We start from the raw sequence: 14,483 nt of genomic DNA on the forward strand, positions 1-14,483 counted from the left end.
TTTATTCTATCCTTTTAGCTGTAAGGGAGGGATGTGTATGGATTATTTAGTAAGAGCTATTGGAGAAGATGGAAAGATAATGGTATATGTAGCAAAAACAACAGAATTAGTTGAAAAGGCAAGAGAAATTCATAATGCCTCTCCTACAGCTATTGCTGCATTAGGAAGAGCTTTAACATTAGTAAGCATAATGGGAAAAATGCTTAAAGGAAAAGAAAGAGTAAGTTTACAAATAATCGGCGATGGACCCTTAGGGGGAATATTTGTTGATGCAGATGCTCTTGGGAATGTCAGAGGTTACTTGAAAAGACCTTATATTGATTTACCACCAACAGAAGATGGGAAATTGGATGTGGCAAAGGCTGTGGGACAAAATGGTATTATAAGCGTAATTAGGGACTTAGGATTAAAAGAATCTTATAGAGGTTATACAAACTTAGTTTCTGGCACAATAGCAAAAGATTTAGCTTACTATTTCACAACTTCAGAGCAACAACCCTCTGCAGTAGCTGCAGGAGTTTATGTAGATAAAAACGGAAAAGTAGCTTCTGCAGGAGGTTATATTGTACAAGTTAGTCCAGATTTAGATAACTCTATAATATCCAAGATTGAAAATAATATTTTATCCTTAGAACCTCCCAGCAAATTGATTTTTGAGGGAGTAAAGCCGGAAGAAATAGTAAATTTGATTCTAAAAGATATTGAAAAGGTCATATTTCACCCTGAAGAAATTAGATATGCATGTAGATGCAGTAGAACAAAGGCAGAAAATGTACTTCTTGCTTTAGGAGAAAAAGAACTTTATGATTTAATAAACAAACAAGAAATCACAGAAGTTAGATGTGAATTTTGTGGCACAAAATACATATTCACATCTAAAGACTTAGAAGAGCTTATTAAAATACTAAAAAATAAAAATTAGTCCTTTATTAATTCCTCTAAAGGTGTATATGGTAAATTGAAAGCATCCGCTACTGCTTTATGGGTTATTTTCCCTTCCAATAAATTAACCCCTCTTGCCAAAGAGGGATTGTCTATTATAGCCTTCTTCCATCCCTTTTCAGCAATCTCTAAAACATATGGTAATGTATTTAAGGTTAAAGCCCTTGTAGCAGTCCTTGGAACTGCCCCAGGCATATTTGCAACAGTATAATGTATAATGCCTTCCACTTCATAGATTGGATTTGCGTGTGTAGTAGGTCTTGATGTTTCTGCACATCCTCCTTGGTCTATTGCTACATCTACAATAACAGCTCCAGGCTTCATCATTTTTAGCATGTCTTTAGTTATTAATTTAGGTGCCTTAGCGCCAGGTATAAGCACAGCGGTAATTAATAAATCCGCATAACCAACTACCATTTTTAAGTTGTAGCTATCCGCTATCATGGTAGTTACTCTTCCTTGAAAATATTCATCTATAAATCTCAATTTCCTTGGATTAATATCCAAAACTGTAACTTGAGCTCCCATCCCATAAGCAATTCTTGCAGAATTAAACCCTACTGTTCCTGCTCCGAGAATAACAACTGTGGCAGGAGGAACTCCAGCAACACCACCTAAAAGTACCCCTCTTCCTCCAAATGGCTTTTCTAAATACTTTGCTCCTTCCTGAGGAGCCATCCTTCCTGCAATCTCACTCATTGGAGCTAATAAAGGCAAAAATCCATCATCAGTTTGTACAGTCTCATAAGCAATTCCAATTATCTTTCTTTTAATCAAATTGATAGTTAGTTCCTCTGATGCTGCTAAGTGTAGATATGTGAATAAAATTTGTCCCTCTCTAAGAAGAGGATATTCTTCTGGCAAAGGTTCCTTCACCTTAAGTATTAAATCAGATTCATAAAACACATCTTCATGTCTTTCTACAATTATAGCCCCAGCAGATTTATACTCCTCATCGGAAAAACCACTACCTAAGCCAGCCCCTTTTTCAATTATAACTTTATGTCCCCTACTTGTTAATGTCTCTACTCCGCCAGGAACAATTGCCACTCTGTTTTCTTCAGGTTTAATTTCCTTTGGAATCCCAATTATCATATTTTAACTCCTCCTTGAAGATAATAATATAAAGCTATTAAAGTTTTTGAATCTTTAATAAGACTTTGCCCTAATAAATTTTTAATTTCCTCACCATTGAGTTTCACAATCTCTAAAAACTCATCCTCATCAGGATGAACTTTTGTTTTTTCCAAACCCGTTGCTAAAAATAGATATAAAACCTCTGTACTAATGCCGGGAGATGGATAAAATGTATGGATTAATGTTAATTTTTTAGGTCTATAACCTATCTCTTCCTCCAATTCTCTATAGGCACAATCTATAGGACTCTCTCCTTTATCCAACTTTCCCGCAGGAATTTCTAATAAAATCTCATTAGCACAAATTCTATACTGTTTAACAAAAAATATACCCCCATCATCATCTATGGGTAATATAGCAACTGCACCTGGATGCTCTACAACCTCTCTTTTAGCAAGTTTTCCATTAGGAAGTATCACTTCCAATTCTTTAACATTAATAATTTTACCCTTGTACAATATTTTCTCCTGAAGTACTTTCTCCTTCATTCATTTCCTCCTCTTTATTCAATTCTTTCTCCCGCAAGCTTTTTTTCATTTCAGAAGCCTTTATAAGCATCTCCTTGGCATGTTGTTGGCTAATCTCCGAAACTATGCTTCCCCCAAACATCCTGGAAAGCTCTATTATTCTTGACCTCTCCTCCAACATACTTACCTTTATCCTTGTTTGATCATTTATTACCCTTTTTTCTACATAAAAATGAGTATCCGCCCAAGCTGCTATCTGTGGTAAATGTGTTACACAAAAAACCTGTCTTCCAATGGATAGATTCCAAAGTTTTTGTGCTAATAAATAGGCAGTTTCTCCTCCAATACCTGTATCAATCTCATCAAACACAAGTACAGGAGTATTATCGACTTTGCTTGCAATACTTCTAAGAGCCAACATAATTCGAGAAATTTCACCGCCAGACGCTATATTCCTTAGAGGTTTTAATTCTTCCCCTGGATTTGTAGAGAGTAAAAATTCTACTTCCTCAAAACCTTTGCTACTTATCTTTTTATCCCTTACTAATATACTTCCAGGACCAGAAGGCTCCAAAAAGTTAACAGAAAATATAGCATTTTCCATTCCTAAATCTTTAAGTTCCTTCTCAATACTAATCTTTAAGTTTTGAGCCACTTCTCTTCTTATATCAGAAAGCTTTTTAGCCTCTTCAATTAATCTCTCTTCTAAAACACTAATTTCCTTTTCTATTTCCTCAAGTCTCTCCTCACTACTCAATAGTTCTTCAAGTTCTAAGGCAATTTTTTCTCTATACTCTAAGATTTCTTCTATGGTTCTCCCATACTTTCTTTTTAACTGTGATATTTTGTATAGTCTTTCCTCAATATCTTCTAAGCGAGATGAGTCTACATTGAGACTTTCTCTAAACTTCAACAAAGAATTTATCGCTTCATCTAAATACAATTTTGAATTCACTAAATTATCATTAATGCCCTCCAATTTTTTGTCCAAATTCGATAAAGAAGAAAGTATAGAAATACTTTTACTAATCTGATCAAAAGCTGATCTCTGTTCTTCATCTCCCTCATAAATTAATCGATAAATCTCTTCTATTCCTTCTCTTATCTTCTCAATGTTTTGAAGAACCTTTCTCTCCTCAAGTAATTCTCCCTCTTCTCCCTTTACTAATTTTGCTCTATCTATTTCATCCATTTGAAATTGTAGTAAATCTATTCTCTGTTGTCTCTCCTTTTCTTTCTCATAAATATTTTCCTTTTCTAAATATAGTTTTTTTAGACTATCATATATCTCTTTCACAATTCTTCTCTGTTCTAAACATCTTTCTCCCCCAAAAGAATCAAATAACTCTAATTGTGTATCTCTATGGAGAATTTTCTGATGTTCGTGCTGTCCATGGATTTCCATTATATTGGATAGAAGTCTTTCCAACATACCTACCGTTACTAATTCACCGTTCACCCTACATTTACTTCTCCCAGACTTACTAATCTCTCTATAAACCAACAATGTTTTATCTTCTTCCTTTGGAATTCCCCATTCATCCAATATGGACTCTATCACGGGATTTGTGGAAAATAAAGCTTCTACTATCGCCTTGTTACTTCCAGTCCTAATATTATCCACCGATGCTTTTTCACCAAGCAAAAAGGCTAAAGCATCTATTAATAAGGACTTTCCAGCCCCTGTTTCCCCAGTTATAACATTTAATCCCTCATGAAAATCTAATGTAATCTCATCTATAATAGCAAAATCTTTAACATGCAAGGCTAACAACATAACTTTTTACCTCCAATGAAGCTTCTTCTTCAATCTTTTAAAAAATTCCCATCCTTTAAAAAATATCAATTCCGCATGAAATGGAGCCTTTTTAATAACTATGTTATCATCTTTACCAATAAGGTCAACCTGTTTTCCATCAATCCATAATTCAATTTGCCATTTTCTCTTAACAAACAAAGAAAGCTCTCTATCAAAAGAGAATATCAAAGGTCTCGATGAAAGTGAATGGGCACATATTGGTAAAATTTCAAAAGCCTCTAATTCTGGAAATAAAACAGGTCCACCAGCAGATAAGGCGTAGGCTGTTGAGCCTGAAGCAGTTGCTATAATAATACCATCTGCAGGTGATGTAGTAATACTATCATTTCCATAGAACATATCGAAGGATACAAGAGGAGTGTTTTCAGCCTTTAAAAGTACTAATTCATTATAAACATAGAAGGATAAGTTCTTAGTCTTTATATTTGCCTCAATTACAGGATGTTTCTCTATAAAAAATTCTCCATTCTCTAAAGCATCAAAAATCCTTCTAACTTCCTTCCCTTCAAAAGTTGTAAGAAAACCTAATCTACCTGTATTTATACCTAAGACAGGGATATTATGTTTTGCCACCTGCTGAAGAGCATAAAGTACTGTTCCATCACCACCAATAGCAAAAACTAAATCTATATCCCTAATGTTATTCTCATTAATAAAATAAATTTCTTTGGAGCTCTTCATACCCCATTGCTCAATTTCAAAGATTAATTTTTTTGCTTCCCTCTTTTTAGGATTATAAATAATACCTATTTTTTCAAAGTCTTTTTTAGGTTCCAGAGATTCCATGCCTCCTCTATAATCTTCTCATAATCAATCTCTTTTTTTACCCTTCCAAATAAGGCAGGATACTCAATATTTCCTTTTCCCTCCTTAGAAAGATAAAAAGTTATATTCTGAAGATAAAAATTCAATTTCTCAATCTCATATAACAACCTCTTAATAACCTCCTTATGAACCTCTAACTTTCTTACAATTCCCCCTTTACTGACCTCAGAGGGTCCTGCTTCAAATTGTGGTTTAATTAATGCTATTATCCTTCCATCCTCTTTTATTAATTCAGGCAAACGAGGGAAAATTTTTAGTATTGATATAAAAGATACATCAATAGTAATAAGGTCAAATTTTTCAGGAAAATCATCCTTTTTTAAATATCTTGCATTTACACCTTCCATTAAAATGACTCTTTGATCATTTCTTAATTTCTCATGCAAAAGACCCTTTCCTACATCAACCGCATATACTTTCTTTGCACCCTCTTGGAGTAAGCAATCAGTAAATCCACCTGTGCTTGCACCAATATCTAATACCACAAAGTCTTTTACAGATAAACTAAATTCATCTAAAGCCTTCTTAAGCTTGAATCCTCCTCTACTAACATAGGGCTGTTTTTCTTTTATATCAATTTTTACATCAAAAGGAAACTTTATATCAGGTTTAATTACTAACTTATCATCAATTAAAACAAGTCCTGCCATTATTGCTCTTTTTGCCTGTTCTCTACTCTCAAAAAAACCCCTCTTGACTAAAAGAACATCCAACCTTTCCTTCATTTTATTATTGATTTATGAAGTATGTGTTCTTTTAGAATCTTGGACATTTCCAAAGGGGTAAGTTTATATATTTCCTTTAATAGCTTAGCATCTCCTTGCTCCAAATACTTTTCAGGAAGAGCAAAAGGTATAATTCTTATTGGATAATTGTTTTTATGGGTCCATTCTGATATAGCCCCAAATAAGCCACCTGTTATAATATTCTCCTCAAAAGTAACAATTATACTATGTTCCCTAACTACATCTTCTAATAATTTCTCATCTAAAGGCTTAAGAAAGCGCATATTAATTACAGTAGGATTTAAACCATCTTCTCTTAAAATATCCGCTGTCTCTAAAGCAGGATACACCATAGAACCCAATGTACAAAAAGCTATGTCCTTTCCCCATCTTAATACTTCAGCCTTGCCTATATCTAAGTTTCTATATTGTTCATTCATAGGAACCCCAACAGCTTCGCCTTTTGGAAACCTTATAGCAATAGGACCATTATAATTTACCGCAGTGTAAAGCATTAATTTTAACTCCATCTCATCTTTTGGGGCCATAATCACCAAATTAGGAATTACTCTAAGATATGATAAGTCATATATTCCTTGATGGGTTGGTCCATCATCACTAACAATACCCGCCCTATCCAAAACAAAAACCACATGAAGCTTTTGAAGACAAATATCATGTATTATTTGATCATAAGCTCTCTGCAAAAAGGTGGAGTATATAGCTACTACAGGCTTAAAACCTGAAATAGCAAGACCCCCTGCAAAGGTTACTGCATGTTCTTCAGCAATTCCCACATCAAAAAATCTCTCGGGAAATTCCTTTGCAAAGTAAATAAGTCCTGTACCTTCCGGCATAGCTGCAGTAATTCCAATAATCTTATCATCTTTTTTGGCAAGTTCTACTAATGTCTTCCCAAACACTTCAGTATAAGTTGGTTTCTTTTTTATACTATCACTTTTTGAAACCACACTATGATATTTTGAAGGATGTGCTTCTGCCTCACTATGTCCGCTTCCTTTCTTAGTGAGCACATGCACTAATACAGGAGTATTAAAATTTCTTTTTATACCTTTTAATAAAGAAATTAGAAGAGGAAGATCATGCCCATCAAAGGGACCAAAATATTTGAAACCTAAGTCTTCAAAAATAGGATTTACCATAAGAAAATTCTTTATTGCCCTTTCAAGTTTTAAATCTAAATCTAATACAAATCTACCTAAGGATGTCGCCTTTAAAATGTTTTGTGTGGTTTGCTTAAACAACCTAAACAACGGATAATTTCTGAGTTTTGATAGGTATAAAGCTAAAGCACCTACATTTGGGGAAATTGAATGTTCATTATCATTTAAAATCACAATCAAATCTGTTTTTAAATAGCCAATTTGGTTCAAAGCCTCCCATGCCATTCCACATGTCAAAGCGCCATCTCCGATAACAGCCACAACCTTATAATCTTCTCCTTTTATATCTCGAGCCTTTGCAATACCTAAAGCAGATGATAGAGAAGTGCCAGCGTGTCCAACAGCAAAAGTATCATACTCACTTTCCCAAGGAGCAATGTATCCACTAATACCTCCATATTTTCTTATAGTATGAAAGTTTTTGGCTCTTCCTGTTATAAGCTTGTGAGTATAACATTGATGGCCTACATCCCATACAATTTTATCCTTTGGAGTATCAAACACGTAATGGAGTGCAAGAGTAAGTTCAACTGCTCCAAGATTTGAAGCTAAATGCCCTCCATTTTTTTCAATTGTATTAATAATAACTTCTCTAATTTCAGAAGAGAGTAATTTTAGCTCATCAATAGAGAGTTTTTTTAAATCATTAGGGTTATTAATCTTTTCTAATAGCATATTCTTTATCTTTTATCTCTAATACCCTATTCCAATTTCTTAAAATGTTTCTTAAAACACCATTCACAAACTTACTTGCAGACTCTCCTACATATTTTTTTGTAAGCTCTACAGCCTCATTCACCGATACACCTACAGGAATATCTGGGAAGGTTAAGATTTCACAAATTGCAATTCTTAGAGCATTTCTCTCAATTGTCCCTAACCTTTCCAAACTCCATCCTTTTGCAAATTCTTCTATGATCCTATCTGCAAGATCTCTATACTTATTACATCCTTCCCACAATTTATAAGCAAAAACTTGTGCCTGAGGGGAGAACTCTTTAAATTCCACCTCTATTTCCTGCCCCATGTCTTGTTGAAAAAGATAAGTAAGAATCTTCTCTCTACATCTTGTTCTTTCTCTACTCATTTATTCCCTTCCTATATTAAAGATTTCTTTTATTTTCTCTAAAAACTCATAAAAATTTACTTTCTTATCTATTATACTACCAAATAAATAGCCAATTAAAGCAAATAATAACCAAAAAATAGTTTTCCAAAATCCAATAGTTAAGAAAGATATGGCTAATATTATTCCTAAAATTGTGAATACAATACGTCCTTTGTATTCTTGCCAATTCATTGCTTAGCCCTCTTTACCGGAATAATGACATCTTCTATAATTACCTCTATTTTATCTAAATTGATACCTAAAACATTCTCAAAATATACCTTAATTCTCTGCTGAAGCTCATTAACTATTCTATTTACATCAACACCTACTGGAATTTTTATTCTTAGAGATAAATACATCTTGTCTCTAACAATTTTAATGTCAGGTTTAATCTCTTGAATCTCATTAAAGTATTGAGCAATATCTTTTATAGAATTTCTAATACCTTGAATAGATATTCTAACTTCCCCTAAGCCCGATGTGCTTCCAATATTTAAAGTAGAATGTTCTCTATAAATTAATGCAGAAACAAAGGTTATAAAACCGACTATAAAGAATATTATCAAAAAGACTAAAGAAAGTATAAGCCCTCCTTTAGTACACCAGCTCACAAAATTGAGTATTGGATTCCATTCTAAAAGAGCTAATATTGATATCAAAGAAAGAAGAGTTAGAGAAAAACCTAAAAAGATAAACAAAAACCTCTGATACCAGTTCTTCACTTTTTATCCTCCTTTTTCTTTTTATCTCCAAGATAGATACCTTTAATTATAACATTTACTTCCTGAACGTTAAGTCCAGTCATGCTTTCTACTACTTCTTTAACATGGCTCTGTACATCCTTTGAAACCTCAGGAAAAGAATAATTAGGCAGGATATAAATAGGAACTAAGATAAAAACATCTTTTTCTTTTATTTCTACCTTAATTCCTCTCCCTATTGGAATTCCAGATACAAGTCTTTCAAAAGTGGATGGTAAATTTTCCCCTACCCGTGATACCCCTTTTACTTCTTGAGCTGCGATCCCAGCAATAATAGAAATAACTTCCTTTGAAATCTTAACTTTTCCATAGGATAATTCCTCTTTCATAATTTATCCTTCACTCCTCTACTAATATTCTTCTCTGTAAGAAATCTGTAGAAAATTGCCCTTTAATAAAGAAGTTATTATCTAATATTTTCAAGTGTAAAGGAATAGTAGTTTTAACTCCTGAAATAACAAACTCTTTTAGAGCCCTTTTCATTCTTTGAATTGCCTCATTTCTATCTCTACCCCATACAATAACTTTAGCAAGCAGTGAATCATAAAAAGGAGGTATTGTATAACCTTCATATAGATGTGAATCAATTCTAACAAAAGGACCACCAGGAGGAATATATTTTGTTATAGTACCTGTTGATGGTGCGAAATCATCAAAAGGATCCTCCGCATTTATTCTACATTCTATGGTATGCCCTCTAATGACAACATCTTTAAAGTTTATTTTTTCTCCTGCGGAGATTAATATTTGCCATTTTACTAAATCAATACCTGTTGCCATCTCTGTTACTGTATGTTCTACTTGAATTCTTGTGTTTACTTCCATAAAGTAATAGTGTCCATTTTTATCAACAAGAAACTCAAAGGTTCCTGGACCTACATAACCTACTTTTAAAGCTCCTTTTATAGCGGATTTACTCATAGCTTCTCTTAGCTTTTGATCTACTATAGGAGAAGGTGTTTCCTCGATAAGTTTTTGATGTCTCCTTTGAACCGTACAATCCCTCTCTCCTAAAGATATGATATTCCCATACTTATCTCCTAAAATCTGTATCTCTACATGTCTCGGTTCTTCTAAATATTTTTCTATATACACTCCAGGATTTCCAAAAGCCTTTTCAGCCTCCATTTTAGCCAATCTTATATTCTGTATAAGATCTTCTGGATGGTAAGCTATTCTCATCCCTTTACCGCCACCACCTGCTGTTGCCTTAATTAGCACCGGAAATCCTATTTCCCTTGCTATTTTTAGGGCTTGTTTTTCATCCTCTATAAGACCATCAGATCCAGGTATTAAAGGAACTCCAGCTTCTTTCATTAATTTTTTTGCTCCAGCCTTATCTCCTAATTTTTCTATATTTTCCTTGGTAGGACCTATAAAAACCAATCCATGCTCTTCACATATCTCTGCAAACCTTGCAGATTCAGCCAAAAATCCATATCCTGGATGTATAGCCTCAGCATTTGTAATTAATGCAGCACTTATAATATTCGGAATATTGAGATAACTCTGGCTCGCAGGAGGAGGTCCTATACATACTGCCTCATCAGCCATTTGAACATGTAAGGAATCCTTGTCTGCTTCCGAATATACAGCTACTGTTTTTATACCTAATTCTTGGCAAGCTCTTATAATACGAACAGCTATTTCTCCTCTATTTGCTATTAATATTTTCTTAAACATAGTCTTACTCTGGTTCAATTAAGAATAATTTTTGTCCATATTCTACTGCTTGTCCATTTTCTACTAATATTTTTTTCACTCTACCTCTTATATTAGACTTAACCTCATTCATTAGCTTCATTGCTTCAATAATGCATAAAATTTGTCCAACTTCCACCAGATCATTTTCCTTAACAAAAGGTGGAGCACCTGGGGCTGGAGATCTGTAAAAAACGCCCACTAAAGGTGCAGTGATATAATGTCCCTCCTCGCTTTTTTCCTGCTTACCACTCTCAACTATTGTTTCTACAACTTTTGGACTTCCATTTGCCTTAGATAAATTTTCTGCTTTTTTAAGGATTAGTTTAACAGAACCATCCTCTAATACTAATTCTGCCAAATTTGATTGATTAAACAAATAAATTATTTCTTTTATATCTTCAAGATTCCATTCTCTCATATATTTTTCTCCTCATAGTTTCTTTCTCAAGCTCTTTCTACATATTTACCGTTTCTTGTATCAACTACAATTTTATCCCCAACTTGTATGAATAACGGAACCTGAACGACAATACCTGTTTCTAACTTTGCAGGCTTAGAACCACCAGAAACAGTATCTCCTCTCAAACCAGGATCTGTTTCTACAACTTCCAAAACTACAGTAGTAGGGAGCTCAATACCAATAGGTGCATTATCATAAAATAAGATGTTAACCATGGTTCCCTCTTTTAAATAATTTATTGCATCTCCTATCTGCTCCGAAGTAAGCATATACTGTTCAAAGGTTTCATGATCAACAAAGTAATACTCATCACCTGTGTTATAAAGATATTCTACTTCTTTTTTATCAATAATTGCCTGCGGTACCAACTCTTCTGACTTAAAAGTTTTTCTAATAACATTTCCTGTTTTTATGTTTTTCAATTTAGCCTTTACTGTAGCCTGCCCCTGTGCCATATGGACATGCTGGGCCTCGAGAACTATATATATTTCTCCATCCAATTCAATAGTTAAACCAGGATAAAAATCATTTGTTGAGATCATACCTTGCTAACCTCCTATAGTATAATTAATTCTTTGGGGAATTTATTCAAAACTTCCCCTTTTTCCTTTCTTACTACTATCATATCTTCTATTCTAATACCAAACTTCTTAGGGAAATATATTCCCGGCTCAATAGTTACCACCATACTTTCTTTCAGAAATCCCTCTACTTTAGGAGCAAGTCTTGGCTTTTCATGGATATCAAGCCCTACTCCATGTCCCAAACCATGTCCAAAATATTCACCATAGCCATTCTCTTCAATTATACTCCTTGCAACACCATCAACAAACTTTAGTTCCAAACCTTCCTTTACAACCTCTTCCGCTCTTTTTTGTGCCTCCAAAACTATATTATAATACAAAAGTTCATCTTCTTGTGGAGTACCTAAATAAACTGTTCTTGTTATATCAGAATTATATCCTTGATAGCAAGCCCCAAAATCTAACACTATAAATTCCTGAGGTAAGATTTCTTTATTACTTGCTACCCCATGAGGCATTGCGGATCTATATCCTGAGGCAACAATTGTATCAAATGCTGGCTTTTCCGCTCCCAATTTTATCATTTGATACTCTAACTCTAAAGCAACATCCTTTTCTTTTATTTTTGGTTTTATTAAAGTAAGAACTTTTTCTAAAGCTTTTTCAGCAATATCTAAAGCCCTCTTTATTTTTTCTATTTCTTCCTCAGTTTTAACAGCTCTTAAGTCTTCAATCCAATCCTCTGTTGAGATTAACTCACAATCATCTAATAGATCTTTCCACTTTACCCAATCACTATAAGATAGGTGTCTTCCCTCAAAACAGAATCTTTTCCATCCCTTTTTATTTTTTCTTTCTAAAATAAAATCATAGTATGTTCTGTTAGAATTTATATGCACTATCTCTATATTTTTATAAATTTCTTCTTTTGCCTGTTCAGTATATCTCGAATCTAATAGGATAAAGGAATTCTCAGGCTCCACTAAAAGAAGTGCTGTGGAGCCTGAGAATCCAGTTAGATACCTTATATTTTTTATATTAGTTACTAACAGAACATCTTTTTCTTCCTCGATTAATCTTTTCTGAATTTTTTCAATCCCCATAAATACTCCTTTACTCCAAAATCTTTAATGTTATCAGAATAATTAACTCTTTATCAGTTTGCTGCACCTTCTTTGACTTGAATAACTCTCCCAAAATAGGAATATCTCCTAAAAGGGGAACTTTATTAATGCTCTCTATATCTTCTGTTCTAATCAGTCCTCCTATCGCTAATGTTTGGCCATCCTTTAAAGTAACAGTAGTCTGAGCCTCTCTTGTACTTATCTGAGGTACTTCCTGGACAAAGCCAGAAATGGTACTTACCTGAGGCTTAATAAGAGCAGTTATTGTCTTATCTGGATTTACTTTTGGAGTAACATCAAGAATTATACCTGCATCAACATAAGTTACTTCTTTAGTTCCATCAGACTTAACGGTTATTATTGGAACTCTATCTCCTATCATTATTCGTGTTTGTTTATCACTTAATGTAGTAACACTCGGTTGTGCTAATATTTTAGCAGCCTGCTGGGTTTCAAGAGCCTTAATAACTGCTGGAATTGATACTTCTGCAGATATCATGCTAACACTTAGACTTGACCAGCCTGCAGGTGCAGATATTTTAATTCCAGAACTTATTGCTCCAGTACTCCAATCAATTCCCAAATCTTTTGTCTTTCCTTTTGTTACCTCCAAAACATTCACATCTATTCTAACCTGAGGAGTAGGTTTATCTACATCTTTTACTACTTTCAAAACTTCATCAATTTGATCAGATGGTCCCTCCATAAATAGGGTGCTTGTTCTTGAATCGTAATTAAACTTAACATCCTTTGCCTTATCTGTTACCAAAGGCTTTAGTATATCAAAGGTAATATAGTTAAGAGAAATTTTCTCAGACCTTAGAGGTTTTGTCTCAACAACTTTAGGAACTTCTTGTATGGGTGTAACAGTATAATAAATCTGATTATCCTTCTTCTCAATCAAGACTCCTCCAGATCTACCAATGAGCTCTAAGGCTCTATCCCATTCTAACCTATTTAGATATAAGTCTACAAATCCACTGACCTTGGGATCAACCGCAAAACTATAACCACTTTGCCTTGCTAATTCCCTTATAACATCCCTTATGTCTACCTTTCTAATATCTCCAGAAACATAGAGTTTATCATCAACTTTTTCCACAATTAAAATAGGCTTTTCCTCTTGTGTTGTGGTTGGGACTGTAGAAGTAGTAGGTACTTCTACTACTTTTCTTTGTACATCTTCTCTATCTATCTTTGAAATTAAGTCCTCAAGATTTTTAAGATCAATTTCATTTCCTTGAGCTAAAAGGAGATGAGTTTTTTCATCATAACTTAGTTTAAGCCTATCAGCTAATTCTTTCCATGTTCTCTGAATATCTTCCAACGTTACATACTTAAGGACAAAAAGTCTTATAGCCTCTTGAGCCACCAATCCCTCCTCTTTCTTTGGTACATCTACTTTGCTTATTAGATCTTCTAATACCTTTAGGTCTTCTTCTTTTCCTGTCGCTACTAATAAACCTGTCTTCTCATCAAAGCTGAAGGTTATGCCTTTTACTATTTGTCCTCCTACCCTCTGCAGGTCACTCAATGTTATGTACCTTAATGTGTAAAGCTTCGTCTTCGCTACTTCACCTGGCACCGCTACCTTCTCTTCTGTCTTCGGCTTTACATAGGTTACTTTGTCGCTCTCCTCTATGCTTATACCTCCTACTTCACTTAGTATCTTCATTACTTCTTTTAAGTCTACTTTGTTT

16 protein-coding genes are annotated in these 14,483 nt (G+C 34.0%); 1 reads left to right on the forward strand and 15 read right to left on the reverse strand.

Features of this window, described 5'->3' with window-relative positions; genetic code table 11:
- The first annotated feature begins 37 nt into the window (after positions 1-37).
- Positions 38-922 carry a redox-regulated molecular chaperone Hsp33 gene (locus CBR30_07870; protein PMQ01078.1) on the forward strand — a complete coding sequence of 295 codons (885 nt, stop codon included), beginning with the start codon at positions 38-40 and terminating at the stop codon, positions 920-922.
- On the opposite strand, the gene ald is transcribed toward CBR30_07870, so the two are convergent.
- From ald to CBR30_07945, 15 genes are read right to left on the reverse strand one after another with little or no spacing between them, the layout of a single operon-like run.
- Entirely contained in the window at positions 919-2,037 is a 1,119-nt protein-coding gene (gene ald / locus CBR30_07875; GenBank protein ID PMQ01079.1) for an alanine dehydrogenase, read from the reverse strand. The two genes, CBR30_07870 and ald, sit on opposite strands and share 4 nt — an antisense overlap.
- A complete protein-coding gene (locus CBR30_07880; GenBank protein PMQ01080.1) occupies positions 2,034-2,567 on the reverse strand; it encodes an ADP-ribose pyrophosphatase in 534 nt (177 codons plus the stop codon). The genes ald and CBR30_07880 overlap by 4 nt, the downstream gene beginning before the upstream one ends.
- Positions 2,524-4,323, reverse strand: a complete 1,800-nt coding sequence (gene recN, locus CBR30_07885) for a DNA repair protein RecN (protein ID PMQ01081.1) — start codon at positions 4,321-4,323, stop codon at positions 2,524-2,526. Before recN ends, CBR30_07880 begins: the two co-directional genes overlap by 44 nt.
- Positions 4,324-4,329: 6 nt before the next feature.
- Positions 4,330-5,151 (reverse strand): NAD(+) kinase, encoded by an 822-nt coding sequence (locus CBR30_07890; GenBank protein ID PMQ01082.1) that lies wholly within the window; start codon positions 5,149-5,151, stop codon positions 4,330-4,332.
- Entirely contained in the window at positions 5,112-5,915 is an 804-nt protein-coding gene (locus CBR30_07895) for a TlyA family rRNA (cytidine-2'-O)-methyltransferase (GenBank protein PMQ01083.1), read from the reverse strand. The genes CBR30_07890 and CBR30_07895 overlap by 40 nt, the downstream gene beginning before the upstream one ends.
- The gene (gene dxs / locus CBR30_07900; protein PMQ01084.1) at positions 5,912-7,774 is read right to left on the reverse strand and encodes a 1-deoxy-D-xylulose-5-phosphate synthase; all 1,863 of its coding nucleotides are present in this window, start codon (positions 7,772-7,774) and stop codon (positions 5,912-5,914) included. The genes CBR30_07895 and dxs overlap by 4 nt, the downstream gene beginning before the upstream one ends.
- Positions 7,755-8,186: a transcription antitermination factor NusB gene (nusB, locus tag CBR30_07905; GenBank protein PMQ01085.1), complete on the reverse strand. Its 432-nt coding sequence runs from the start codon at positions 8,184-8,186 to the stop codon at positions 7,755-7,757. The genes dxs and nusB overlap by 20 nt, the downstream gene beginning before the upstream one ends.
- Complete coding sequence (locus CBR30_07910; protein PMQ01086.1) at positions 8,187-8,399, reverse strand: hypothetical protein; 213 nt, start codon at positions 8,397-8,399, stop codon at positions 8,187-8,189. It lies immediately after the preceding gene.
- Positions 8,396-8,932: an alkaline shock response membrane anchor protein AmaP gene (locus CBR30_07915; GenBank protein ID PMQ01087.1), complete on the reverse strand. Its 537-nt coding sequence runs from the start codon at positions 8,930-8,932 to the stop codon at positions 8,396-8,398. Before CBR30_07915 ends, CBR30_07910 begins: the two co-directional genes overlap by 4 nt.
- Entirely contained in the window at positions 8,929-9,300 is a 372-nt protein-coding gene (locus CBR30_07920; protein ID PMQ01088.1) for an Asp23/Gls24 family envelope stress response protein, read from the reverse strand. Before CBR30_07920 ends, CBR30_07915 begins: the two co-directional genes overlap by 4 nt.
- Positions 9,301-9,310: 10 nt before the next feature.
- Complete coding sequence (gene accC, locus CBR30_07925; protein PMQ01089.1) at positions 9,311-10,654, reverse strand: acetyl-CoA carboxylase biotin carboxylase subunit; 1,344 nt, start codon at positions 10,652-10,654, stop codon at positions 9,311-9,313.
- Between the two features lie 4 nt (positions 10,655-10,658).
- On the reverse strand, positions 10,659-11,093 hold the full coding sequence (accB, locus tag CBR30_07930) for an acetyl-CoA carboxylase, biotin carboxyl carrier protein (GenBank protein ID PMQ01090.1): 435 nt from the start codon (positions 11,091-11,093) through the stop codon (positions 10,659-10,661).
- A 26-nt stretch (positions 11,094-11,119) separates the two neighbouring features.
- On the reverse strand, positions 11,120-11,677 hold the full coding sequence (gene efp / locus CBR30_07935) for an elongation factor P (protein ID PMQ01091.1): 558 nt from the start codon (positions 11,675-11,677) through the stop codon (positions 11,120-11,122).
- Between the two features lie 14 nt (positions 11,678-11,691).
- Positions 11,692-12,762 carry an aminopeptidase gene (locus CBR30_07940; GenBank protein PMQ01092.1) on the reverse strand — a complete coding sequence of 357 codons (1,071 nt, stop codon included), beginning with the start codon at positions 12,760-12,762 and terminating at the stop codon, positions 11,692-11,694.
- A gap of 10 nt (positions 12,763-12,772) precedes the next feature.
- Positions 12,773-14,458, reverse strand: coding sequence for a hypothetical protein (locus CBR30_07945; protein PMQ01093.1), 1,686 nt, complete (start codon positions 14,456-14,458; stop codon positions 12,773-12,775).
- Positions 14,459-14,483 lie beyond the last annotated feature (25 nt).

Origin of the sequence: Dictyoglomus sp. NZ13-RE01 (assembly GCA_002878375.1) — a bacterium.
Taxonomy (GTDB): domain Bacteria; phylum Dictyoglomota; class Dictyoglomia; order Dictyoglomales; family Dictyoglomaceae; genus NZ13-RE01.

Bases quoted from the DNA above. Each gene is read 5' to 3' on its own strand.
- CBR30_07870 (PMQ01078.1), top strand. From the start codon at position 38: ATGGATTATTTAGTAAGAGCTATTGGAGAAGATGGAAAGATAATGGTA.
- ald (PMQ01079.1), bottom strand. From the start codon at position 2,037: ATGATAATTGGGATTCCAAAGGAAATTAAACCTGAAGAAAACAGAGTG.
- CBR30_07880 (PMQ01080.1), bottom strand. From the start codon at position 2,567: ATGAAGGAGAAAGTACTTCAGGAGAAAATATTGTACAAGGGTAAAATT.
- recN (PMQ01081.1), bottom strand. From the start codon at position 4,323: ATGTTGTTAGCCTTGCATGTTAAAGATTTTGCTATTATAGATGAGATT.
- CBR30_07890 (PMQ01082.1), bottom strand. From the start codon at position 5,151: ATGGAATCTCTGGAACCTAAAAAAGACTTTGAAAAAATAGGTATTATT.
- CBR30_07895 (PMQ01083.1), bottom strand. From the start codon at position 5,915: ATGAAGGAAAGGTTGGATGTTCTTTTAGTCAAGAGGGGTTTTTTTGAG.
- dxs (PMQ01084.1), bottom strand. From the start codon at position 7,774: ATGCTATTAGAAAAGATTAATAACCCTAATGATTTAAAAAAACTCTCT.
- nusB (PMQ01085.1), bottom strand. From the start codon at position 8,186: ATGAGTAGAGAAAGAACAAGATGTAGAGAGAAGATTCTTACTTATCTT.
- CBR30_07910 (PMQ01086.1), bottom strand. From the start codon at position 8,399: ATGAATTGGCAAGAATACAAAGGACGTATTGTATTCACAATTTTAGGA.
- CBR30_07920 (PMQ01088.1), bottom strand. From the start codon at position 9,300: ATGAAAGAGGAATTATCCTATGGAAAAGTTAAGATTTCAAAGGAAGTT.
- accC (PMQ01089.1), bottom strand. From the start codon at position 10,654: ATGTTTAAGAAAATATTAATAGCAAATAGAGGAGAAATAGCTGTTCGT.
- accB (PMQ01090.1), bottom strand. From the start codon at position 11,093: ATGAGAGAATGGAATCTTGAAGATATAAAAGAAATAATTTATTTGTTT.
- efp (PMQ01091.1), bottom strand. From the start codon at position 11,677: ATGATCTCAACAAATGATTTTTATCCTGGTTTAACTATTGAATTGGAT.
- CBR30_07940 (PMQ01092.1), bottom strand. From the start codon at position 12,762: ATGGGGATTGAAAAAATTCAGAAAAGATTAATCGAGGAAGAAAAAGAT.
- CBR30_07945 (PMQ01093.1), bottom strand. From the start codon at position 14,458: ATGAAGATACTAAGTGAAGTAGGAGGTATAAGCATAGAGGAGAGCGAC.